This window comes from Streptomyces sp. NRRL S-1813, from assembly GCF_000719605.1.
Classification (GTDB): Bacteria; Actinomycetota; Actinomycetes; order Streptomycetales; family Streptomycetaceae; genus Streptomyces; species Streptomyces decoyicus.
Genome location: NZ_JOHB01000044.1, coordinates 30,791 through 53,350 on the forward strand (window position 1 = coordinate 30,791; position 22,560 = coordinate 53,350).

The following is a 22,560-nucleotide window of genomic DNA, read 5'->3' on the forward strand; positions in this document are numbered from 1 at the left end:
CGAACATCACCCCGCTTGAGTGCATTCAGCTACGCACCGGCAACCCTCGGGCAGCAAACAATCCGGTCATTTATCGTGCGTGTGATCTGCACCATCGCGTCAGCGCTCACCGTCGGGGCGGACAACGCCGAGGATCGGCATCGAGCCGGCGCCGGTGATCGTGACCTGCCGGCCGGGCCGCGGCGCATGCACAATCGCGCCATTACCGAGATACATACCGACATGGCTGGCATCCGAGAAATAAATGATCAGGTCGCCCGGCCGCATGTCCTTGAGGGCCACCCGGGGCAGCTGCCGCCACTGCTCCTGTGACGTCCGCGGAATGGTCCGGTCCCCGGCCTGCCACGCCCGCAGGGTCAGCCCGGAGCAGTCGAAGGTGTCAGGACCTTCCGCGCCCCACACATAATCCTTGCCGATCTGCGCGGTGGCGTACGAAATCGCCTTCTTACCGGGGGCCGACGCCTTGTTGCTGATGTCTTTCAGTACGCCGGAGTCCAGCCACTTCTGCTGCTGCTTGAAGGCCAGCTCGTCCTCCAGCTTCTTCAGCCGGTCCTTTTCCTTGTCGGCCAGCCGGGATTCCAGCTTCTTTGCCGCTTCAATCTTTTCCTTGATGTCCCGCTGGGCGCTTTCCTTCTTCTTGCGGTTCGCCTCCAGCTTCTCCCAGCGGTCCGTGGCGGCGTCCGAATACGTCTCCAAGTCGCCCTTGAGACGGGAAAGTTGGCCGATCACCCGCTTGGCGGCATGCTGCGCCTTGCGCGCCAGGGTGGCGTTGTCGAGAAAGCCCTCCGGAGCGGCGTTGAGCATCAGCTTCGCCTCGGCGGGCAGCCCGCCGCCGCGGTACTGGGCACTGGCCAGCGCGCCCGCCTGCCGCTTGAGGGCGGCCAGCCGGTGCTGGGTGGTGTCGATGCTGCGCGCCAGCTTGACGATCTCCTTCTGCTGGAGCTCGACCTGTTCCTTGGCGGCGTTGTAGGCATCGGTGGCCTGCTCCGCCTTGCGGTAGAGGGCATCGATCTTCTTGCGTACGTCGTCGAGACGCCGGGCGTCGGCATCCGAGGCCGCTGCCACGTCGGCGGCCCGCCCCGTGTCCGCGGACGGATTCTTCGGGTCGTCGGCATAGGCGGCGGTCGCCGTACCGCCGAGCAACCCCGTCACGCACAGGACGACAGCGGTGCACGCCACGAGCCGGCCGCCCCTTGCGCCCCACACCCCCCGTGCACCCTGTCCGCCCCGTACGCCCCGAACGCCCTGCTGTGCCCCCTGGCTCCCCACCAGCCACCTCCGGTCGTTCCGCACCGATTCGCGTGTTCCCTCAGGCGCGGATGCTGCCATACCGGCCGGTAATTCAACAGGGCGACGGGCCGTTTCGCACGAGCTGGCGAGCGCTTCTCCCCCCGCACCCATCCGATGGCCGAGGTTCACCGTGCGTTCACTCTCCTCCATCGGCCGCTTCACCTGATCTGCCTAATTTCAGCCGTACCGAGTGCGCGCCATGCCCGATGTGCAAGCGCGACACGGCTAGCTGGCATCGCAGACCGCGGTGACCATCGCCACTCATCACTTCGCACGCCGACGCAGCGGCGCGCCCCAGGAAGGAACTTTCGACAGTGAAGCTTCAGCGCAAGAACCGGGTTCGCGCCCTCGCCGTTGGCGCTCTCGCCGTCTCCGGTGCCCTGGCCCTGACCGCGTGCGGCTCCGATGACACCTCCGGCGGCGGCGGTGCCGCCGCCAAGACGTCGAACATCAAGTGCGAGGGCAAGGGCAAGCTGCTCGCCTCCGGCTCGTCCGCGCAGAAGAACGCCATGGACGTCTGGGTGCAGGCCTACTCGGGCGCCTGCAAGAACACCGAGATCAACTACCAGCCGACGGGCTCCGGCGCCGGCGTCACCACCTTCCTCCAGGGCCAGACCGCCTTCGCGGGCTCCGACTCCCCCCTCAAGCCCGACGAGGTCACGAAGTCGAAGCAGGTCTGCAAGGGCGGCCAGGCCATCGACCTGCCGATGGTCGGCGGCCCGATCGCGGTCGGCTACAACGTCCCCGGCGTGGACAACCTCGTGCTGGACGCCCCGGCCCTGTCGAAGATCTTCAACTCGGAGATCAAGAAGTGGAACGACCCGGCGATCAAGAAGCTGAACCCGGGCGCGAAGCTCCCGGACCTCAAGATCCAGCCGTTCCACCGCTCCGACGACTCGGGCACCACCGACAACTTCACCAAGTACCTCAAGGCCGCCGGTGGCTGGAAGCACGAGCCGGCGAAGAAGTGGGAGGGCGAGGGCGGCCAGGCGGCCTCGGGCTCGGCCGGCGTCTCCTCGCAGGTCAAGCAGACCAGCGGGGCGATCTCCTACTTCGAGCTGTCGTACGCGACGGCCGGCAAGCTCCCGACGGCCAAGCTGAACACCGGCGCCAAGGCCCCGGTCGACGCCACCGTCGACAACGCCTCCAAGGCGATCTCCGAGGCCACGCAGGTCGGCAAGGGCAACGACCTGGCCCTGAAGCTCAACTACACCACCAAGGCCGAGGGCGCCTACCCGATCACCCTGGTGACCAACGAGATCGCCTGCGACAAGGGCAACAAGCCCGCGACGCTGGCCGCCACCAAGTCCTTCCTGACCTACATCTCCAGCAAGGACGGCCAGAGCGCCCTGAAGGAGCTCGGCTACGCCCCGCTGCCGACCGAGATCGCCGACAAGGTCCGCAAGACCGTCGCGACGCTCTCCTGACCTACCGGGCGGCGGCCCCCATCCCGCCGTACGGCCGAAGGGGCCCCCTTACAAGGGCCCCTTTCGGGCCGCCGCCCGTCCGGTGCACCGCCGCGCCAGGAGTCCTCACCGGGCTCCGCAGACCGGAGAATCCATGAATTCCACTACCTCGACATCCGCCACACCGCTTCCGCCGGAGGACGACGGCCGCTCCGCCGTCTCCGGCAAGGCGGCCCGCCCCGGTGACCGGATCTTCCTCGGGCTCTCCCGGGGGTCCGGTATCGCCGTCCTGGTGATCATGGCCGCCATCGCGGTCTTCCTCACCTACCGCTCCGTGCTCGCCATCTCCGGCGACAAGGCCAACTTCTTCACCACGCTGGACTGGAACGCCAGCGGGCTGGAGCCCAAGTTCGGCATCGCGGTGCTCGCCTTCGGCACCGTCGTCAGCTCGGTGGTCGCGATGGTCATCGCGGTCCCGGTCGCGGTGGGCATCGCGCTGTTCATCTCGCACTACGCGCCGCGCAAGCTGTCCTCGCCGCTCGGCTACGTCATCGACCTGCTCGCCGCGGTGCCCAGCATCATCTACGGCCTGTGGGGCGCGCTCTTCCTCGTCCCGCATCTGACCGGCCTCTACACCTGGCTGGACGACTACCTCGGCTGGACCGGCATCTTCTCCTACGGCGGCGGCGCGGCCCGTTCGCTGTTCACCGTCGGCATCCTGCTCGCGATCATGATCCTGCCGATCGTGACCAGCGTCAGCCGCGAGGTGTTCCTCCAGGTCCCGAAGATGCACGAGGAGGCCGCGCTCGCGCTCGGCGCCACCCGCTGGGAAGTCATCCGGATGTCGGTGCTCCCCTTCGGCCGCTCCGGAGTCATCAGCGCCTCCATGCTGGGCCTGGGCCGCGCGCTCGGCGAGACGATGGCCGTCGCCACGGTCCTCTCGCCCAGCTTCCTCATCAACACCAGCCTGCTGGACCCGGGCGGCGGCACGTTCGCCCAGAACATCGCCAGCAAGTTCAGCGAGGCCGATGAATTCGGCCAGGACGCCCTGATCGCCTCCGGCCTCGTCCTCTTCGTGATCACGCTGCTCGTCAACGGCGCGGCCCGCCTGATCATCGCCCGCCGCAAGGAGTACTCGGGAGCCGCTGCATGAGTGAGCGAAGCGAACGAATCAACAACAGGTGCGCGCTTCGCGAATGCGTTGCCTCGCGCAGCGAGGTGGCGGCATGAGCATGACGACTGACCGCCCCGCGGTCTCGAACGGCGGCAGCCCGCTTCCGGTCTCCCTCAAGCAGGCCCGGCTCCCCCGCTGGACCCCGCCGGTCCTCGCGCTGGTCGCGGCCGGCGCCGGCTGCGGCATCGGACTGGGCGCCGGCCTGGACAGCACCGTCCAGTGGGGCCTGATCGCCGCCCTGCTCTTCGTCTTCGGCACGTTCGCGCTGGCCGCGGTGGTCGAGGGCGCCCGGCAGGCCAAGGACCGGCTGGCCACCAGCCTGGTCTGGATCGCCTTCCTGATCGCCGTCGTACCGCTGGTCTCTCTCCTGTGGGAGACGGTCGCCCGCGGCACCAAGGTCCTGGACGGCTACTTCCTGTCCCACTCGATGGGCACCACCCCGGACGCACTGCCCGGCGGCGGCATCTACCACGCGATCATCGGCACCCTGGAGCAGGTCGGCCTGGCCACCCTGATCGCCGCGCCGATCGGTCTGCTCACCGCGATCTACCTCGTCGAATACGGACGCGGCCGGCTCGCCCGCGCCGTCACGTTCTTCGTCGACGTCATGACCGGCATCCCGTCGATCGTGGCCGGCCTGTTCATCCTCTCCGTCTGGATCCTGATCCTCGGCTTCGGCCCGTCCGGCTTCGCCGGCTCGATGGCCTTGGCGATCCTGATGATGCCGGTCGTCGTCCGCTCCACCGAGGAGATGCTCAAGCTCGTCCCGAACGAGCTGCGCGAGGCGTCCCTGGCCCTCGGCGTGCCCAAGTGGCGCACCATCCTCAAGGTCGTCCTGCCGACGTCGATCGGCGGCATCACCACCGGCGTGATGCTCTCCATCGCCCGTATCACCGGTGAGACGGCGCCCGTGCTGCTCCTGGTGTGGGGCGCGAAGACGATCAACAGCAACCCGTTCGAAGATGCCCAGCAGTCACTTCCGCTCTACGTTTTCCAACAGTGGCAGCAGGGTTCCGAGGCCTCCTACGACCGCGCATGGGCCGCGGCACTGGTCCTCATCGCCTTCGTCATGATCCTCAACCTGGTGGCCCGCGGGATTGCCCGCTGGAAGGCCCCCAAAACCGGCCGCTGACCCGAGCCGTCCACACGAAAGAAGCAGTGATTTCCATGGCCAAGCGAATCGACGTCAGCGGCCTCTCCGCGTACTACGGCAGCCACAAGGCCATCGACGACATCTCGATGACCGTCGAACCGCGCTCCGTGACGGCCTTCATCGGCCCGTCCGGCTGCGGCAAGTCGACCTTCCTGCGCACCCTGAACCGGATGCACGAGGTCACCCCCGGCGGCCGCGTCGAGGGCAAGGTGATGCTGGACGACGAGAACCTCTACGGCTCCGGGGTCGACCCGGTCGCCGTCCGCCGCACCGTCGGCATGGTCTTCCAGCGCCCCAACCCGTTCCCCACGATGTCGATCTTCGACAATGTCGCGGCCGGTCTGCGGCTGAACGGCTCGTACAAGAAGAGCGAGCTCAAGGACATCGTCGAGAAGTCCCTCAAGGGCGCCAACCTCTGGAACGAGGTCAAGGACCGGCTGAACAAGCCCGGCTCCGGCCTCTCCGGCGGCCAGCAGCAGCGGCTGTGCATCGCCCGCGCCATAGCGGTCGAGCCGCAGGTGCTGCTGATGGACGAGCCGTGCTCGGCGCTCGACCCGATCTCCACCCTCGCCATCGAGGACCTGATCGGCGAGCTCAAGGAGCGCTTCACGATCGTCATCGTGACGCACAACATGCAGCAGGCCGCGCGCGTCTCGGACCGTACGGCCTTCTTCAACCTCGCCGCCGTCGGCCAGCCCGGCAAGCTGATCGAGATCGACGAGACCGAGCGGATCTTCTCCAACCCCTCGGTCCAGGCCACGGAGGACTACATCTCCGGCCGCTTCGGCTGAGCAGCGAGTGCGGCCCGGCCGCTTCGGCCGGGCCGCCCCCACCACGTCCTGCGGTGCTGCATGGCGGTGCCACCGCAAGACGAAGGGCCCGCCCCTCTTCCCGGGGGCGGGCCCGTTCCTGTGCTCTGTGGCCGATGGCCGGTGGCCTGTGCTCTGCGGCCGGTGGCCGGTGGCCTGTGCTCTGTGGCCGATGGCCGGTGGCCTGTGCTCTGCGGCCGGTGGCCGCGGCCCGGCCCGTGAGCCGGGGTCCGTCAGCCGAACGCCAGCCGGATGAGCCAGAACACCAGCGCCGCGACCAGCGCCGCCGCCGGCATCGTGATGAACCAGCCCATCACGATGTTCTTGGCGACGCCCCAGCGCACCGCGCGCGGGCCCTTGGTCGAGCCGACGCCCATGATCGCGGAGGTGATGACATGGGTCGTGGAGATCGGCGCCTGGAACATGAACGACGCGGTGTACATGACCGAGGCGGCCGTGGTCTCCGCGGCGAAGCCCTGCGGCGGGTCCAGCTCGATGATGCGGCGGCCCAGGGTGCGCATGATGCGCCAGCCGCCCGCGTACGTACCGAGCGAGAGGGTGAGCGCACAGGCCAGCTTGACCCAGATCGGGATGGCGTCGTTCGCATCCTCGACATCGGCGATGACCAGGGCCATCACCACGACACCCATGGTCTTCTGGGCGTCCTGGAGACCGTGTCCGAGCGCCATACCGGCGGCCGAGACGGTCTGCGCTATGCGGAAGCCGCGCTTGGCCTTGTGCGGGTTGGACTTACGGAACATCCAGAGGATGGCGACCATCACGAGATAGCCGAGCACCAGGCCGATGAACGGCGAGATGAACATCGGCAGGACGACCTTCTCGATCACCCCGCCCCAGATGACCTCGGTGCCACCGGCGAGTGCCGCACCGACCATGCCGCCGAACAGCGCGTGCGAGGACGAGGACGGCAGGCCGAAGTACCAGGTGACGAGGTTCCAGACCACCGCGCCGAGCAGCGCGGCGAAGAGAATGCCCATCCCCTGGTTGCCCTGAGGAGTGGCGATCAGTCCTTCACTGACCGTCTTGGCGACCCCGCTGCCGAGAAACGCACCGGCGAGGTTCATCACGGCGGCCATCGCCAGCGCCGCACGCGGGGTCAGTGCCCGCGTCGAGACCGAGGTGGCGATGGCGTTCGCGGAGTCGTGGAAGCCGTTGGTATAGGTGAAACCGAGCGCGACCACAATGGTCACGACGAGCGCGAAGGTGTCCATGGGCGGCGCTCAGGACTCCTTGACCGCGATGGTCTCGACCGTGTTGGCGACGTGCTCGAACGCGTCCGCCGCCTCTTCCAGGATGTCCACGATCTGCTTGAGCTTGAGGACCTCGATGGCGTCGTACTTGCCGTTGAAGAGGTGCGCCAGCAGCTTGCGGTGGATCTGGTCGGCCTGGTTCTCGAGGCGGTTGACCTCGATCCAGTACTCGGTGAGGTTGGTCATGGTCCGCAGATGCGGCATGGCCTCGGCGGTCAGCTCGGCCGCCCGCGCCAGTACCTCGATCTGCTGGTCGACGCCCTTGGGCAGCTCCTCCACCTTGTAGAGGACGACCAGGTCGACCGCCTCTTCCATGAAGTCCATGATGTCGTCGAGCGACGAGGCGAGGTTGTAGATGTCCTCGCGGTCGAACGGCGTGATGAACGAGGAGTTCAGCTGGTGGAAGATCGCGTGGGTCGCGTCATCACCCGCGTGCTCCGCCGCCCGCATTCGCTCGGCGATCTCTGCACGAGCGGAGGCGTCCGCCCCGAGCAGTTCCATCAGGAGCTTGGAGCCCGTGACGATGTTGTCCGCGGAGGCGGCGAACATGTCGTAGAAGCTCGTCTCCCTGGGGGTCAGACGAAAGCGCACGTGAAATCCTCGGGGTGCATCGGATTCGGTCGAGTTGATGCTAGGCGCATCATCCAGCCACAGCTAACCGGCATTCCTTCAGTGTCGCCCATCGTGCAGCATGCTCTGCACGGGGTACCACGGGTGCCCGCAAAGTTCGGTACCATATACCCACCAGGGGTATATAGATCGCCTAGATACCACGGGAGACGGCCATGACGCCCACGGACGCCGACACCAACGGCAGTGCCGCAGCCGCCGCGGCCTGCCACCCCCAGCAGCCGGACACCGACCCCCGAGGCGAAGCTCAAACCGTGACCGATAACGCAAAGACATCGCCGACATCCGGTACACACGGCTACGCAAAGCAGAAGGACGCACACATCAAGCGACTGCGCCGGATCGAGGGGCAGATCCGCGGACTCCAGCGGATGCTCGAAGAGGATGTCTACTGCATCGACATACTCACGCAGGTCTCGGCCAGCACGAAGGGCCTCCAGTCCTTCGGCCTCCAGCTCCTGGAGGAGCACCTGCGGCACTGCGTCGCCGCTGCGGTCCTTGAGAGCTCCGCTCCGGGGGCCGTCAAGGGTCCCGAGGCCATCGACGCCAAGGTCCAGGAGGCCACCAAGGCCATCGAGCGGATGCTGCGCACCTGAACCGGCCGGCCCGCCGCGCACCGCGCTAACCGGGCGAGCGCCTCGCGGCTCCGGGCCGCGGGGGCATCCGGTCCGCGCCGCCGCCCTCCCCCTCGACCTCCAGCACCTCGTCGATACGGTCCGGGCTGAGCCGATCCTCGCTCGCGGCCGCGGCCGCGATCATCAACTCACCAGTCAGGTCGATCTCGACGAGGGCTACGTAGTCCTGAACCGTCGTAGGGCGGTGTCCGGCCACGTACAACACCTCCTCCTCCGAGCGCCTTCCCACGCCTTGGGTGGTTACCGCCAGCGTAAAGACGGGCGCACGCTCCGCGCATGGCACGGATGGACCATTTCCGCCATCCGGCACGCGCCCCGGTCACGTGCCCGGCCGCCCCGCGGCGTCCGGCCCTACTGCGCGGGCGAAGCAATCTTCCCCGCGTAGATGTCCTGCTCGTCCGGCAGCTGCACCGCTACCTTCGTCCCGAAATCGGACAGTTCCGTGGTGGAGGTCACCGATGCCCCCTTCGGCGCACCGTTGGCGAAGCGGAACCACTGGCGCACCTTGCGCAGCCGCCCGTCCTCGTCCAGATACGCCTCGAACGGCACCGCGTCGGTGGTGAACCCCTGCTCCGCAGCGACCAGCGCGGGCCTCGTGCGCGGCGACGCCGCCCCGGCGGCCGTCCCGATGTCCGTCGTCCCGCGGTAGTGCCGCACCAAAACGCCGTCCAGCCGCTCCTCGCCCTGATAGGTCACCTCCCGTGCGCCGCGCAGCAGTTCGGCGGCGGCCAGCGGATCGGTCGCACCGCCGGTGACCAGATTCCCGTCGCTCAGTGCAGCGGTGTCCACCCGCACCCACTTGTCGGCGGGCACCCCCGCCCCGCGGTTCTTCATGAACAGCGCACCGGGCGCGAGGATCTCCGTGATCGGCTGATGGCCGCCGCTGGGCCTGCCCGCCGGGTCGGGCAGGACGACCCGCAGCCGCCCGGTGCTCGTGGCGAAGTCGTAGCCGCCCGTGCCGCGGATGGCGACGCGGGTGCCGCCGCTCACCGTCTCCATCGACGTGAGGACCCTGGCGGAGCCGGCCCGCAGCAGGGCGGCGGCGCTGTTGCGGACCTCCGCGGCGGCAGCGGCCCGGCCGGACGGCTCCTGGTCGTCGGCCGCGGCGCCGTCCGGGGAACAGCCCGTCGTCAGCAGCCCGACCGCCAGACCCGTCCCGCACGCCACGGCCACGGCGGCCGCGCCGCCGCCTCGCCTGTCCTGCACCACCATCGCGTACGAGCCCCCTCGGCCGCTGTCTTCGGGAACGGCCTGGGCCGGCCGGTCCGCTCGGGAGGGTCGGGCGTTCCGCCGGCGCCGCACCTGACGTTCCGTCGACCGTCCGGTTCAACGACCGTTAACGGGGCTCGTCACGCACGGGCACCTGGGACGCGTAGCGTGACGGGGTGCCCGACCGAGTCCTCCACGCGATCTCCACCGCCGAAAGCGGTTCCTTCTGCACGGCCCGCTGCTCCTGCGGCTGGCGGGGACCGGCCCGCCGTGCCCGCTCACAGGCACGTACGGACGCGGGGCGCCATCTGTCCGAAGCCGAGGCCGGACCGGATACGGACAGCAAGACCGGCCGCCCGCTGGAATGACGGAGTCCGTTCCGGGAACCCCCAACGCCCTTACCGCATCTGGCTAGTGAGGGAAGCAAGCGCACCGTGCCGGTATCGGACGTCAAGGACGGCACCGGACAGCACGGAGCAATACCGGGCACAGCGGAACGTGCGGGCGGCGCGCCGCCACACCCGCCCGGTGCGGCGTTCCCGGCACGTGCCCCGCGACCGGCGGCCGGGCCATCGGCCGGCGGGGCAGGACCGTAAAAAAAACATCGAGGGGGATTCATCCCAGTGAAGCGGCGCACACTCCTGCAAGCGGGCGGCGGACTGGCGGCGGCCTCGGTCGCCCTGGCCACCGGCTGCGACAACAAGACCGGCAAGGCGGGTGCGGCGTCCCCCACATCCGCCACGGGAGCCGCCACCGGCGCCGGCGCGGCACAGACCAATGCGGCGGCCGCTGCCGGGGGCGCCGCCAAGGGCCGGGCCTCCCAGTCCTCCTGGACCGCGCTGGGCAAGAGCCTCGACGGCAAGCTGGTGCGGGCCTCCGACGCCGCCTACGCGACCGCCCGGCGCCTCTACAACACCCGCTACGACACGCTGAAGCCGTCGGCCATCGCCTATGTGAAGCACCCGGCGGACATCGCCGAATGCCTCGCCTTCGCCCGGCGGTACGACACCCCGGTCGCCATCCGCAGCGGCGGCCACTCCTACGCGGGCTGGTCCAGCGGCAACGGCAAGCTCATCGTCGACGTCTCCGCCCTCTCCAAGGTCGGCGCGCCGTCCGGCGGCATCACCCGCATCGGCGCCGGCGCCAAGCTCATCGACGTCTACGAGGGCCTCGGGGCGCACGGCGTGACGATACCCGGGGGCTCCTGCCCCACCGTCGGCATATCCGGCCTCACCCTCGGCGGCGGCCATGGCGTGGTCTCCCGTGCGTACGGGCTGACCTGCGACAGCCTCGTCGGCGCCACCCTGGTCACCGCGGACGGCAAGACCGTCGACTGCGACAAGAGCCGGCACCCCGACCTGTTCTGGGCGCTGCGCGGCGCCGGCAACGGCAACTTCGGCGTGGTCACCGAACTCCGCTTCCGTACGCATCCGGCACCGCGCGCGGTGATGGCGTACATGACTTGGCCCTGGGCCAAGGCGGCGAAGGTCGTGGCGTCCTGGCAGAAGTGGGGACCGGTGCAGGCCGACGAGATATGGTCCGCCTGCCATCTCGACGCCCGTCCCGGCAACACCCCGTCCGTCTCCATCGCGGCCTTCTCCCTGGGGAGCCACGGCGACCTGAAGAACGCCATCGACAAGCTCGCCGACCAGGCGGGCGGCCCCGGCCCCGCCACCAGCGTCCACCTCACGCCGACCGGCTACCTGGACGCGATGGAGTCCTACGCGGGCTGCTCCTCCAAGTCCACCGCGCAGTGCCATATGCCGGGTTCGCTGCCCGGCCAGACCGGCGCCGGAAAGCTGGGCCGCGAGACCTACGCCGCCCGCTCGCACTTCTTCGACCGCTCGCTGTCCACGGCCGGCATCCGAACCCTGATGGACCAGATCGAGGCGGGCGGCCGCAAGGGCGTCAGCGGGAACGTGGCGCTGACGGCACTGGGCGGCGCGATCAACCGCGTCGGACGCACGGACACCGCCTTCGTCCACCGCGGCTCGAAGTTCCTCGCCCAGTACCTGACGTCCTGGCCGGCGAACGGCTCGCCCGGCACGCGCACAGCGTGGCTGAATTCCTTCCATGACGCGATGCGCCGCCACTCCTCGGGCGCCGCCTACCAGAACTACACCGACCCCGGCCTGGCCGACTGGAAGTCCGCCTACTACGGCGCTGCCGCAACCCGTCTCGCCCAGGTCAAGCGGACCTACGACCCGCAGCGGCTGTTCAGCACCTTCCCGCAGGCGCTCTGAGCCGCGGACACACGGACGGCCCGGCCCCCGCATGGGGTCCGGGCCGTCCGCATCCGCCAGGTCGTCAGTCCCGGGGGCCGCCGCGCCGGTTCGGCCGGCCGGCCGCGCCCTCAGGCCGCCAGATCCTTGTCCTTGTGCCCCCGCGGCATCGCCGATCCCGTGGCCACCACCCGGCTGCCCTCGGCGTCCTGCCCCGCGGAACCGCCCGCGCCCGCCGTCTCGACGCCCCGCGCCTGCACCAGCCATGCCGGCTTCGAGCGGCCGATCGCCGTCGTCAGCGGCACCAGCAGCGCCTGCGCGAGCGGCGCGAGCAGCAGCGCGACGGCGGTGCCCAGGGCGAACCCGCCGATCACATCGGTCGGGTAATGGACGCCCATGTAGACGCGGCAGAAGCCCTCCGCGAGCGCCAGCGCGATCCCGATCAGGCCGTACTTGCGGTGGGCGAGGAACAGGCCGACGCCGACCGCCATGGTGAGCGTCGCGTGGTCGCTCACGAACGAGAAGTCGCTCTTGCCGGGGATCAGCACTTCCAGCCCGGCATGGTCCTTGAACGGCCGCGGCCGCTCCACGAACCCACGGATCGGGATGTTGGCCAGCAGCGCGATGCCCGCGGCCAGCGGCGCCCAGACCAGGCCCGCGACGACGGACGGCGCGTCCGGCCTGCGGCGCGCGGCCCACCAGGCGATCAGGCAGAGCACCCCGAGGCCGGCGATGATGCCGTACTCGCCGATGTACTCCATGGCCTTGTTGACCCAGTGCGGGGCGTCCTTCGCGAGGCCGTTGATGCCGTCGAGCACGTCGACGTCGGGGTTCGGCCCCTCGAGTGCGAGTCCAGCCATCTGCCGCGGCCCCTTATCTTTCGCGCTCGCAAGCGCCGTCGTGTGCTGCCTGCCCCCGTGGTCGTCGAGCGTGTGCTGCGTCGAGCTCTGCTACGTCCCCACGCCAAGGAAACGCGATGCGCGGCCTCGGCGTTCCACTCTCCACCGGATGATCACCAGGACGTTATCGAAGCTTGACTCATCACCGCAGTTCAGGGCCCTATGTTCACGCAGCGTTCGTACCGGGCAGCGCTTTTGCGCCATCGGACGTGACGCGCGTGGCACCGATGTAGTCCGGCGTGTCGATCTTGTCGAACCGGATCACGGCCCCGGTGTACGGCGCATTGATCATGTATCCGCCACCCACATAGATCCCCACATGGTGGATCGACCGCGGGTCCTTCAGGTTGTAGGCGAAGAACACCAGGTCACCCGGGAGCAGCTCGTCCCGCTTCGGGTGCGCCCCGGCGTTCCACTGGTCGTTCGCCACCCGGGGCAGCTCGATGCCCACGGAGCGGTACGCCGCCTGGGTCAACCCCGAACAGTCGAACCGCCCGCCCTGCGCCGCCGTTCCGGTACCACCCCACAAATAGCGGGTGCCGAGCCTCTCCTGCGCGAAGTAGATGGCCCCCGCGGCCTGCTTCGACGGCGCCACCGGGCCCGACGGCGCCTCGAAGCTCTTCGCCAGCGTCGTGATCGTCTTCACGTAGTTCTGTGTCTCGCGGTACGGCGGCACCCCGTTGTACTGGATCACGCGGTACGCCCCCGCGTTGTACGCGGCGAGCATGTTGTGCGTGGCGTTGCCCGGCGCGCCCTTCACATAGCCGGCCAGCTCGCAGTCGTACGAGGCCGCCGACGCGATCGCGTCCTGCGGGTCCCACACGTCCTTCTTGCCGTCGCCGTTCCCGTCGACGCCGTGGGTCTGCCACGTCCCCGGGATGAACTGCGCCATGCCCTGCGCGGACGCCGGGCTCTGCGCCCTGGGGTTCCACCCGCTCTCCTGGTAGAGCTGCGCCGCCAGCAGCGGAGGGCTTATCGCCGGGCAGAGCGTCCCCCACTTCTGCACCAGTTGCTGGTACTCGGCCGGCACCGCACCCTTCGCCAGGCCGAGCGCCCGCCCGCCGACTCCGGCCAGCCCGGCCGCCACCGTGTACGTACCGATCACAAGCAGCCCGAGCAGGCAGAGCACCAGCCCCACCCCGAGCCCACCGGCCACCCAGAATTTCCGCACGCCCCAACCCTCCCCCATTCAGCCGCGGTTCACTGCCTTTTTCCGGTCGCTCCACGCGCGCCGTGCCGCCCCCGGCGCAGCACGACGGCGCATGACACGGCGCATGACACGACGCAGGGGGCGCTCCGGGGCGGGGTGAGATTCCGCTCACACGGCGGCATCCGGAACACCGCCGGATGGGCGACACTGCACGGGAGACCCGAGACGAGACGAGAGCCGTGGACCCGAACAATCAGCAGCAGATGAGCCGGCACCTGTGGTGGCGCGTCGGGTATTTCCTGTTCGCGATCCACCTCGTGGCGCTCGTCATGATCTTCGCCATGTCGCACGCTCCGAAGTAGCCCCGCACGGACCACGGCCGCCACCCGAACGGCCCGCCGCCCGCACGGCGCGCCGGACCGGCCACCACCCCTTCCGATGATCATTGCTCAGGGTTGACCCCCGTGATACACACAGTGAGACCAATCGGCTCCATGGACGGCATGCGCCCACACGCACACGCCACTCCCACGGGATCCGTCAAAGAAAGCCGCCAAGTCGACAGCTGACGGCCCGTTTGTCGGCGAAGATAGAGACTGACCTGTGCCGCGTCGGCGCGGGCACACAACTACCCATCAAGGGGCGGTGAGTTCACACATGTTCATTGCGGCCGAAAAAGGCGACATCACCACCATCATCGGCGGAATCGCCCCGGACTGGGGCCCGTTCGGGAGCCTGGGCAACGAAGCCCGCGTGATGATCGAAGTGGTCATGGCGGTGGCGATCCTGCTGTGCCTCGGCATCGCGATCTGGGGCGCCGCCAAGCAGCGCATCGGCGCCACCGCGCTGCGCGACACCTTCAGCGCCGAACAGGGCAAGGGCCTGATCGTGGCCGGCCTGACCGGCGTCTTCATCATCGGCTCCCTGGGGACGCTGTTCACCATCGTCTACGGCATGGCGGTCTAGCGCGGCCACTCCCCGGGGCGCCACCGCCCCGACCGCGGCCCGTACGGTGCGCCGCCCCTGGCACGCGCCCGTCCCCGGGCCGCCCCCATGCGCCCCCGCCCGTCCTCTCTCCGCCGTCCCGTGCCTCCACTCGCTCCCACCGGCCCCACCTCCCCTGCCGAGGCCACATGCTGACGCCCCTTCATGCCCGGCCCGGCGGACCCCGCCCCCGCGCCCTCGTCACCCCCGCCACCAGCGGACCGATTGGGCCGGCCGCTGCGCGGGGACAGGTGGACCCGGGGGCAGGAAGGCACAAGAAGGCGACGGCAACCGTGGAGCGGACTATGAGCACAAATGACCCAGAGTCCCCCATTCGCCTCTGCCGTACCGCATCTGAGGACCCGTCACGGTGAGATGTACTCGTACCGCTGCACCCGAGCCGCCGCCCGCGCGGCTACGGTCATATGAGGGCGGCACAACTACGGCACGAACGCGACGGCGGCAGAGGGGGCACAGGCTCGATGAGTCTCAGTGACGACGGCGGCTACGGCGGCGACGGCCACCGCGGTTCCGAGACGGGCCAGACACGCACCAGACTTCCCGACAACGACGGCGACATCTACGGCTCGGGACGGCGACCGCGCGCAGGCATGTCCAGCCGCAACCTCGTCACCATCGTCGGCGTGATCGTCCTGCTGCTCGCGGCCATCGCCTTCGCCAACCGCGGCGGAAGCGGCAACAGCGAAACCCCGGCCGGCGACTCCGCCAAGGACGCCGACCACGCCCAGCCCACCGCCCCCACCGGCACCAAGCCGGCCACCGGCAAAAACGGGGGGATCGCCGCGGGCTTCGCCAAGACGGAGCAGGGGGCTCAGTCGGCGGCGGCGAATTATGCGGTGGCGCTCACCAGCGACGGCATGTACCAGGCCGACAGTCGGCAGGAGATCGCCCAAGCCGTCTATGCGCCATCCGTGGCAGCGGCGCGCAAGAACGACCTCGACAAGGTGTACTCCGATCGCACCTTCCTCGGCCGGATCGGTCTCGAGCCGAACGGCGCGCCCCCCAAGGGAATGACCTTCGTTTCGCGCGCCAACCCGGTAGGCACGAAGGCCGAATCGTTCAAGGGCGACACGGCCAAGGTATCGGTCTGGTATTCCGCTCTCTTCGGCCTCGCGGGGTCGCAGTCCAAGAACCCCGTCACGGAGAGCTGGTACACGAACACCTTCGACCTTCAGTGGACGGGCGGGGACTGGAAGGTCACGAACTTCACACAGAAGGACGGTCCCGCTCCGATCGGGAGGGACCAAGCTGCCGCGTCGGCAGAGGACATGACCAAGGCCGTGCAAGGCTACGGAGGTTTCACGTATGCCCGGTGAACCCAAGTACCGCCGCGCGATGTCGGTCGCCGCCGTGCTGGCAAGCGTACAAACCTTCACCTTCATGCTTGCGACACGCGCCATGGCCGCGCCGTCGCCCGACCCGGACACCTCACACTGCAAGATCTTCAGCGGCCCTGCCCGGCAGTCCTGCGAACGGCAGAGCCAAGGTGGCGGCAGCTCGCCGCCCACCAGCCCCCTCGACAACAACCCCCTCGACCCCCTCGACTCCCTGGCCAAGGGCTGCGCCAAAGCCGCCGCCTGGATCGTCACCAAGCTCTCCGACGCGGTGAAGGCCACCTCCCAGGTGGACTTCACCAACACGGCCTTCCTGCGGCAGTACGCCGTCGTCTTCGCCGCCTCGACCATCCTCACCCTCGTCCTGTGGCTGCTGGCCGTCGCCAAGCGCGCCGTGCGCGGGGTGCGGCTCACGGAGGCGATCAGTGAGGCGGTCGGGTTCCTCTGGCTGACCGTGCTCGCCTCCGCCTTCACCCCGCTCATCCTCTACACGATCGTCTCGGCGACCGACGGGGTCACCGAGATCATCGCCAAGGGGACGGGGGCGCAGACCGACACCTTCTTCGGGGCGTTCTCGCAGGCGCTCACGAAGGGCACGGACATCGGCGGCGGCCCGATCATGCTGATCGTGGTGTCACTGGTCTCCGTCCTTGCCGCCGGTGTGCTGTGGCTGGAGCTGGTGATCCGGGCCGCGCTGCTGTACGTCGGGGCGCTGCTCGGCACGGTCGTCTACGCCGGGCTGGTCGACAAGAACATGTGGGGGCATGTGCGCCGCTGGGCGGGCATCATGATCGCAGTGATCATGGTGAAGCCGGTCATCGTGATCGTGCTCGGCATCGCCGGTGCGCTCTCCCACGACAAGGGCCCGAACGCCTTCTCCGCGGTCGTCTCCGGCCTCGCGATCATCATCCTCGCCATCTTCGCCAGCGCGGTGATCTACCGATTCGTCCCCGGCTTCGGCGACGAGATGGTCTCGGCCCGTACGAACAAGGGCCGGGCCACCGACGGCAGCCAGGCCGCCGCCATGATCTCCTCGCCCGCGGCGCTGGTGTCCCAGGGCATCAAGACCCACAGCTCCCGCAGGTCCGGCGGGGACGGCGGTGCCCAGGGCGCGCAGGGCGGCCAGTCCCGGCCGGCCGACGCCGTGGCCGGCGGTGTCGCCGCGCACAGCTCCCGCACCGGCGGCGGCCGCTCCTCGGCACCCGCCACCCCCGCTCCCCGTACGAACCCCGGCCCGAGCAGCAGCTCCCGCACCGGCAAGACAGCAGGAGGTGAGGGGCGTTGAGCACGCAGTCCCACCCGATCGCGCCACGTCGCACCTATCTCATCGGCCGCGCCCGGCCCAACGCGATCGTCGGCAAGAACCGCGAGACCGGTGAGATCGCGCTGATCATCGCGGGGGCGTTCCTCGGCATGATGTGCGGGCTGCTGGTGCCCATGCTGCCGCTGCGGATCGCGTCGCTCACCGGCTTCCCGATGCTGGGGCTCGCCCTCGTCTACGTGCCGTACAAGGGCCGTACGTTCTACAAGTGGTTCGAGATCCGGCGCAGCTTCCGCCGTACGGTCCGCCGCGGCGCCACCTACCGCTCCGGCTCCGCCGAGGCCGGCATCCGGCTGGACGGCCGGGAGGTCGAGATCGGCCCGCCGCCCGGCATCGGCCGGATCAACTGGCTCTCCGCCCCGTTCGGCCCGGACGAGATCGCGGTGCTGCTGCACGCCGACCGCAAGACGGTGACGGCCGCCATCGAGATCGAGGGGCCGGGCGTCGGCCTGCGCGACAGCGAGGACCAGGAGGCGCTGGTCGACCGCTTCGGGACGCTGCTCAAGCACGTGGCCAACGGCGACGGCTTCGTGACCCGGATTCAGATGCTGGCCCGTACGCTGCCCGCCGACCCGGACGCCCACGCCAAGGACGTCTCCCAGCGCGGCGACCGCTCCTCCCCGGCCTGGCTCCAGGAGTCCTACGACCAGCTCCAGTCGATGGTCTCCACCTCCTCCGAGCAGCACCGCGCCTACCTCGTCGCCTGTATGCACTACACCCGCGAGCTGGCCGCCGAGGCGCACACCATGGCGCGCGCCGCCCGGACGCACCAGGGCGGCCTGCTGCGCAAGAAGCTGGACCGGGACGCAGGTCTCGCGGTCGTCATGGCCCGTGAGCTGACCGATATCTGCGCCCGGCTCGCCGAGGCCGACATCCGCGTACGCCAGCCCCTCGGCCAGGCCCGCCTCGCCTCCCTCGTGCACTCCATGTACGACCCGGACCACCCCATCGACCACATCCAGGCGATGAGCAAGCGCAACGCCTGGCCGGCCGAGCTCGACGCGATGGAGCCGACGTATCTCCAGGCCAAGACGCGGGAGTCGACGACCCGCGCGCCGTGGTGCCACGCCACCGCCTGGGTCAAGGAGTGGCCGCTGACCCCGGTGGGCGTCAACTTCCTCGCGCCCCTCCTGGTGCACACCCCGGACGTGATCCGTACGGTCGCGGTCTGCATGGACCTGGAGCCCACCGAGATCGCCATCGAGCGGATGCTGACGGAGAAGACCAACGACGACGCGGAGGCCAGCCGCGCGGCCAAGATGAACCGGGTCGTCGACCCACGGGACGTCGCCCACCACGGCCGCGTCGACCAGCGCGGCGAGGACCTGGCGTCCGGCGCCGCCGGCGTCAACCTCGTCGGCTACCTCACGGTCTCCTCCCGCTCACCCGAGGCGCTCGCGCGCGACAAGCGCACCATCCGCGCCTCGGCCGGCAAGTCCTACCTCAAGCTGGAGTGGTGCGACCGCGAGCACCACCGGGCGTTCGTCAACACCCTGCCGTTCGCGACCGGGATCCGCCGCTAAAGCCGCTGGGAGGCGCGTACGTCATGGCCATGCTCGATCCACTCGGAGCGCTCACCGAGGCGTTCACCAGCTTCCTGTTCGGGAAGGTGGAGACGACCCGGCTGCCCGTACGCACCTCCACCGGCCAGGCTCAGGCGGTCTATCTGCCCACCGCGGCCCCCGGTCTCGGCGACTCCGGCGTGATCATCGGCCGTGAGGTCTACAGCGGCAAGGGATACATCTACGACCCCTTCCAGCTCTACGGGCAGCAGCTGCCCGCCCCGCACTGGCTGGTCCTCGGCGAGTCCGGCAACGGCAAGTCGGCGCTGGAGAAGACGTACGTCCTGCGGCAGTTGAGGTTCCGTGACCGTCAGGTCGTGGTGCTGGACGCCCAGGGCGAGGACGGCGTCGGCGAGTGGAATCTCATCGCCCAGGAACTGGGGATAACCCCCATCCGCCTGGACCCGACGGCCGCCCTCAACGGCGGCATCCGCCTCAACCCCCTCGACCCGTCGATCACCACCACGGGCCAGCTGGCCCTGCTGCGTACGATCATCGAGGTCGCGATGGGCCACGGCCTCGACGAGCGCTCCGGCTTCGCCCTCAAGGTCGCGCACGCCTACGTCACCGAGACCATCACCACCCGGCAGCCCGTGCTGACCGACATCGTCGAGCAGCTGCGGCACCCGGAAGCGGAGTCGGCGGAGGCCATGAACGTCGACATAGATGACGTCCGGGCCTGGGGTCTGGACGTGGCGCTGGTTCTCGACCGGCTCGTCGACGGTGACCTGCGCGGCATGTTCGACGGCCCCACCTCGGCGGGCATCGACCTCGACGCCCCGCTGATCGTCTTCGACCTCTCGCACATCGACCGCAACTCCATCGCCATGCCGATCCTGATGGCGATCGTCGGCGTCTGGCTGGAACACACCTGGATCCGCCCCGACCGCAAGAAGCGCATCTTCCTGGTCGAAGAGGCCTGGCACATCATCAACTCGCCCTTCGTGGCCCAGCTCTTCCAGCGGCTGCTGAAGTTCGGCCGCCGGCTCGGCCTGTCGTTCGTGGCCGTCGTCCACCACCTCAGCGACGTGGTCGACGGCGCCGCCGCACGGGAGGCCGCGGCCATCCTCAAGATGGCCTCCACCCGCACCATCTACGCCCAGAAGGCCGACGAGGCACGGGCCACGGGGCGGGTGCTCGGCCTGCCACGCTGGGCCGTCGAGATCATCCCGACCCTGACCCCCGGCATCGCGGTCTGGGACGTCAACGGCAACGTCCAGGTCGTCAAACACCTCATCACCGAGGCCGAACGCCCGCTGGTCTACACCGACCGCGCGATGACCGAGTCCTCCGCAATGAGCGAGGCCTCCGCGATGCCGACGGACGAGGCACGCGCCCTCCAGGCGGCGGCGGACGCCGAGGCCGAGGCACGCGCCGAGGCCATGGCGATGGAGCGGCAGTGGAGAGACGAGTCGAGCGAGACGGTGGCGTGACGCGCGGATACGACGACGAACGAGGCGGCCGCGGCTACCGCGACGCGCCCGGCGGCCGGGGTCGCGGCATCCCCGACTCCCTGCTGGTCGGACTGCTCGCTTTCCTGCTGGGCCTGACCGTGCTGGTGTGGACCGCGACCGGTCTGGCCGGCCTGTTCACCCACGGCGCCTGGCCCGACGGCGTCACCTACCCCGGTACTCCGATCGCGCTGCGCCATCTGGTCTCCGCACCGCACGACATGGCCGCCGCCTGGCCCGACACCCCCAAGGCCCAGCTCTCCGGGTACGGCCTGTTCTGGGGCATCCTCATCGGCGAGCTGATGGTGCTGCTGGTCCTGACGATCTTCACCCTGGGGACGATCACCCGCTATCGCGCCGTACGAACGGCCCGGCGGGCGACGGCCCGAGAAGCCCGTCAGGCGGCACACGAGGCCCGGGAGGCGGAACGCTCCGCACGGCAGGCCGGAGAGGCGCGCGAAGCCCGGGAGACGGTCCGGGAGACGGCACACCCCGCCACGGCGTCCACGGCGTCCACGGCGTCCACGGCGTCCACGGCGTCCACGGCGTCCACGGCGTCCACGGCGTCCAGCGAGGATGCGCCGGCCAGGCCCGCCACCTCCACCACGCCCTCACCGCTCCTCGAACCCGCGGCCGCGGCCACCGGCCCCGTCCCCGAGCAGCGCACCGCTCCCCCGGCCGCCGCGACGCCCCGGGGGGCCGACCCTCTCGCCGAACCCGCACTCCCCCGCCTCCAGTTCGCCACCGAGCGCGCCCTCACCCTCGCGGCGTCCCTCACCGCCGCGGCCGCCGCCCCGGGCCCCCTGATCGTCGCCACGACGGACCCCACCCTCTGGTCCGAGACCAAGGACTCCCGCGCCAAGCTCGGCCCGCTGCTGACCTACGACCCCACGCACCGCCTCGACACCCCGGCCCGGCTGCGCTGGTCGCCGACCTCCGGCTGCACGGACCTCGCCACCGCCACCACCCGCGCCGCCGCCCTGCTGGCCCCCGTACGCCCATCCGGGGCGCTGGACTCGGCCGTCGCGGACGCCGCCCAGACCCTGCTGCGCTGCTGGCTGCACGCCGCCGCGGTGGACGGCCGCCCGTTCCGCCAGCTGCACCGCTGGGCACACGCCACCGGTGCCGCCCAGGAACCCGTACGCATCCTGCGCACCAGCGCCAAGGCCTCCGCCGGCCAGGCCGGCGAGCTGGAGTCCGTGCTCACCGCACACCCCGAACGCCGGGAGGCGGCACAGCAGTTGGTCGGCCGCGCGCTGACCGCCCTCTCCTCGATCCATATCCGGGACGCCTGCAATCCACTTCGAGCAGATTCGGCCCTCCTCGAATCATTTATCGACGAGGGGGGAACGCTTTACGTGGTAGGCGATCCCATCGAGGATCCGCGTACCGACCCGGGTGCGATGCCCTTGCTCACCGCACTCCTCTCGAACGTGGTCGAGCACGGCCGCCGCATGGCCGAACGGTCATCTGACGGTCGGCTCGACCCACCACTCACCCTCGTCCTGGACGACATCGCGGCCCTAGCCCCGCTGCCCGCACTCCCCGGCCTCCTCGAAACGGGCCGCAGCCGCGGACTGCTGACGCTGGCGACGATGCGCTCCCGCGAACAGGCCCGCGCCCGCTGGCCCCACCACTCCCTGCCGGCCTGACGCCTGCCCGAGGCCTTCCACGGAAGTGCCCCAGCGCCGGCCGGCCGCTCGCTACGCCCTGAGCAGCGCCATCGCCCGCTCCACAGCACCGGGGTTCTTCGGATCGGCATGGGTCAGCCCGGTCGCAACGAAGCCCAGAGCCCGATAGAAGGCCTCGGCCCGCAGGTTCTCCTCGTGCACCCACAGCCGTACGCGCTCCACCACCGGCTCCTTGAGCCGCTCCCACTCCCCCGCCCGCACCGCCCTGACCACATATCTCCCATACACCCCACCGCCCCAGCGCCGAGTCCCCACGCGAAAATGCCCCGCCCCCGGACCGAAACCCGGAAACGAGGCACCCCGGAACGCAGAAAAGCCCCGCACCATAAGGTGCGGGGCTTCCCACAA

The 22,560-nt window shown here is 69.9% G+C and carries 22 protein-coding genes; 14 read left to right on the top strand and 8 right to left on the bottom strand.

Annotated elements, in window-relative coordinates:
* Positions 1-99: 99 nt before the first annotated feature.
* The gene (locus IF67_RS0135315; protein ID WP_030992699.1) at positions 100-1,179 is read right to left on the bottom strand and encodes a C40 family peptidase; all 1,080 of its coding nucleotides are present in this window, start codon (positions 1,177-1,179) and stop codon (positions 100-102) included.
* A 425-nt stretch (positions 1,180-1,604) separates the two neighbouring features.
* Between IF67_RS0135315 and pstS the strand changes: the two genes are divergently transcribed.
* From pstS to pstB, 4 genes are all read left to right on the top strand, one after another.
* Entirely contained in the window at positions 1,605-2,717 is a 1,113-nt protein-coding gene (pstS, locus tag IF67_RS0135320) for a phosphate ABC transporter substrate-binding protein PstS (RefSeq protein WP_030992701.1), read from the top strand.
* A 133-nt stretch (positions 2,718-2,850) separates the two neighbouring features.
* Complete coding sequence (pstC, locus tag IF67_RS0135325; RefSeq protein WP_030992703.1) at positions 2,851-3,849, top strand: phosphate ABC transporter permease subunit PstC; 999 nt, start codon at positions 2,851-2,853, stop codon at positions 3,847-3,849.
* Positions 3,850-3,922: 73 nt separating this feature from the next.
* Positions 3,923-5,002, top strand: a complete 1,080-nt coding sequence (gene pstA / locus IF67_RS0135330; RefSeq protein WP_030992704.1) for a phosphate ABC transporter permease PstA — start codon at positions 3,923-3,925, stop codon at positions 5,000-5,002.
* 35 nt (positions 5,003-5,037) lie between these two features.
* A complete protein-coding gene (pstB, locus tag IF67_RS0135335) occupies positions 5,038-5,814 on the top strand; it encodes a phosphate ABC transporter ATP-binding protein PstB (protein WP_030992706.1) in 777 nt (258 codons plus the stop codon).
* A gap of 251 nt (positions 5,815-6,065) precedes the next feature.
* Here the strand turns inward: pstB and IF67_RS0135340 are convergent, their stop codons facing one another.
* Together IF67_RS0135340 and IF67_RS0135345 are read right to left on the bottom strand one after the other, a co-directional pair.
* Positions 6,066-7,064 (bottom strand): inorganic phosphate transporter, encoded by a 999-nt coding sequence (locus tag IF67_RS0135340; protein WP_030992708.1) that lies wholly within the window; start codon positions 7,062-7,064, stop codon positions 6,066-6,068.
* 9 nt (positions 7,065-7,073) lie between these two features.
* Positions 7,074-7,694, bottom strand: a complete 621-nt coding sequence (locus IF67_RS0135345; RefSeq protein WP_026170326.1) for a DUF47 domain-containing protein — start codon at positions 7,692-7,694, stop codon at positions 7,074-7,076.
* 194 nt (positions 7,695-7,888) lie between these two features.
* On the opposite strand from IF67_RS0135345, the gene IF67_RS46095 reads away from it, so the two are divergent.
* Positions 7,889-8,329, top strand: coding sequence for a metal-sensitive transcriptional regulator (locus tag IF67_RS46095; RefSeq protein ID WP_030992711.1), 441 nt, complete (start codon positions 7,889-7,891; stop codon positions 8,327-8,329).
* 25 nt (positions 8,330-8,354) lie between these two features.
* On the opposite strand, the gene IF67_RS0135355 is transcribed toward IF67_RS46095, so the two are convergent.
* Positions 8,355-8,573: a hypothetical protein gene (locus tag IF67_RS0135355; protein WP_051818956.1), complete on the bottom strand. Its 219-nt coding sequence runs from the start codon at positions 8,571-8,573 to the stop codon at positions 8,355-8,357.
* Positions 8,574-8,719: 146 nt separating this feature from the next.
* Positions 8,720-9,580 carry a hypothetical protein gene (locus IF67_RS0135360; RefSeq protein WP_030992715.1) on the bottom strand — a complete coding sequence of 287 codons (861 nt, stop codon included), beginning with the start codon at positions 9,578-9,580 and terminating at the stop codon, positions 8,720-8,722.
* Positions 9,581-9,753: 173 nt separating this feature from the next.
* Between IF67_RS0135360 and IF67_RS0135365 the strand changes: the two genes are divergently transcribed.
* Together IF67_RS0135365 and IF67_RS0135370 are read left to right on the top strand one after the other, a co-directional pair.
* The gene (locus IF67_RS0135365; protein ID WP_030992717.1) at positions 9,754-9,945 is read left to right on the top strand and encodes a hypothetical protein; all 192 of its coding nucleotides are present in this window, start codon (positions 9,754-9,756) and stop codon (positions 9,943-9,945) included.
* Between the two features lie 255 nt (positions 9,946-10,200).
* A complete protein-coding gene (locus tag IF67_RS0135370; protein WP_030992719.1) occupies positions 10,201-11,820 on the top strand; it encodes an FAD-binding oxidoreductase in 1,620 nt (539 codons plus the stop codon).
* Between the two features lie 110 nt (positions 11,821-11,930).
* Here the strand turns inward: IF67_RS0135370 and IF67_RS0135375 are convergent, their stop codons facing one another.
* Both IF67_RS0135375 and IF67_RS0135380 read right to left on the bottom strand, forming a co-directional pair.
* Positions 11,931-12,659: a phosphatase PAP2 family protein gene (locus IF67_RS0135375; RefSeq protein WP_030992721.1), complete on the bottom strand. Its 729-nt coding sequence runs from the start codon at positions 12,657-12,659 to the stop codon at positions 11,931-11,933.
* A gap of 205 nt (positions 12,660-12,864) precedes the next feature.
* Entirely contained in the window at positions 12,865-13,869 is a 1,005-nt protein-coding gene (locus IF67_RS0135380; RefSeq protein ID WP_030992723.1) for an NlpC/P60 family protein, read from the bottom strand.
* A 218-nt stretch (positions 13,870-14,087) separates the two neighbouring features.
* Here IF67_RS0135380 and IF67_RS45870 point away from each other — a divergent pair, with 218 nt between their 5' ends.
* The 7 genes from IF67_RS45870 to IF67_RS0135415 all read left to right on the top strand — a co-directional run bounded on the left by IF67_RS45870 (position 14,088) and on the right by IF67_RS0135415 (position 22,173).
* Positions 14,088-14,210 (top strand): hypothetical protein, encoded by a 123-nt coding sequence (locus IF67_RS45870; RefSeq protein ID WP_267959244.1) that lies wholly within the window; start codon positions 14,088-14,090, stop codon positions 14,208-14,210.
* Positions 14,211-14,505: 295 nt separating this feature from the next.
* Complete coding sequence (locus IF67_RS0135390; protein WP_006603970.1) at positions 14,506-14,814, top strand: hypothetical protein; 309 nt, start codon at positions 14,506-14,508, stop codon at positions 14,812-14,814.
* Between the two features lie 500 nt (positions 14,815-15,314).
* Complete coding sequence (locus IF67_RS0135395; protein ID WP_030992726.1) at positions 15,315-16,169, top strand: hypothetical protein; 855 nt, start codon at positions 15,315-15,317, stop codon at positions 16,167-16,169.
* Positions 16,159-17,472 carry a hypothetical protein gene (locus tag IF67_RS0135400; protein ID WP_030992728.1) on the top strand — a complete coding sequence of 438 codons (1,314 nt, stop codon included), beginning with the start codon at positions 16,159-16,161 and terminating at the stop codon, positions 17,470-17,472. The genes IF67_RS0135395 and IF67_RS0135400 overlap by 11 nt, the downstream gene beginning before the upstream one ends.
* Positions 17,469-19,031 carry an SCO6880 family protein gene (locus IF67_RS0135405; RefSeq protein ID WP_030992730.1) on the top strand — a complete coding sequence of 521 codons (1,563 nt, stop codon included), beginning with the start codon at positions 17,469-17,471 and terminating at the stop codon, positions 19,029-19,031. Before IF67_RS0135400 ends, IF67_RS0135405 begins: the two co-directional genes overlap by 4 nt.
* 29 nt (positions 19,032-19,060) lie before the next feature.
* A complete protein-coding gene (locus tag IF67_RS0135410; RefSeq protein ID WP_030992734.1) occupies positions 19,061-20,503 on the top strand; it encodes an ATP-binding protein in 1,443 nt (480 codons plus the stop codon).
* Positions 20,500-22,173, top strand: coding sequence for a TraM recognition domain-containing protein (locus tag IF67_RS0135415; protein ID WP_030992736.1), 1,674 nt, complete (start codon positions 20,500-20,502; stop codon positions 22,171-22,173). The genes IF67_RS0135410 and IF67_RS0135415 overlap by 4 nt, the downstream gene beginning before the upstream one ends.
* 51 nt (positions 22,174-22,224) lie before the next feature.
* On the opposite strand, the gene IF67_RS0135420 is transcribed toward IF67_RS0135415, so the two are convergent.
* Complete coding sequence (locus IF67_RS0135420; protein WP_030992738.1) at positions 22,225-22,425, bottom strand: N-acetyltransferase; 201 nt, start codon at positions 22,423-22,425, stop codon at positions 22,225-22,227.
* Positions 22,426-22,560: the final 135 nt, after the last annotated feature.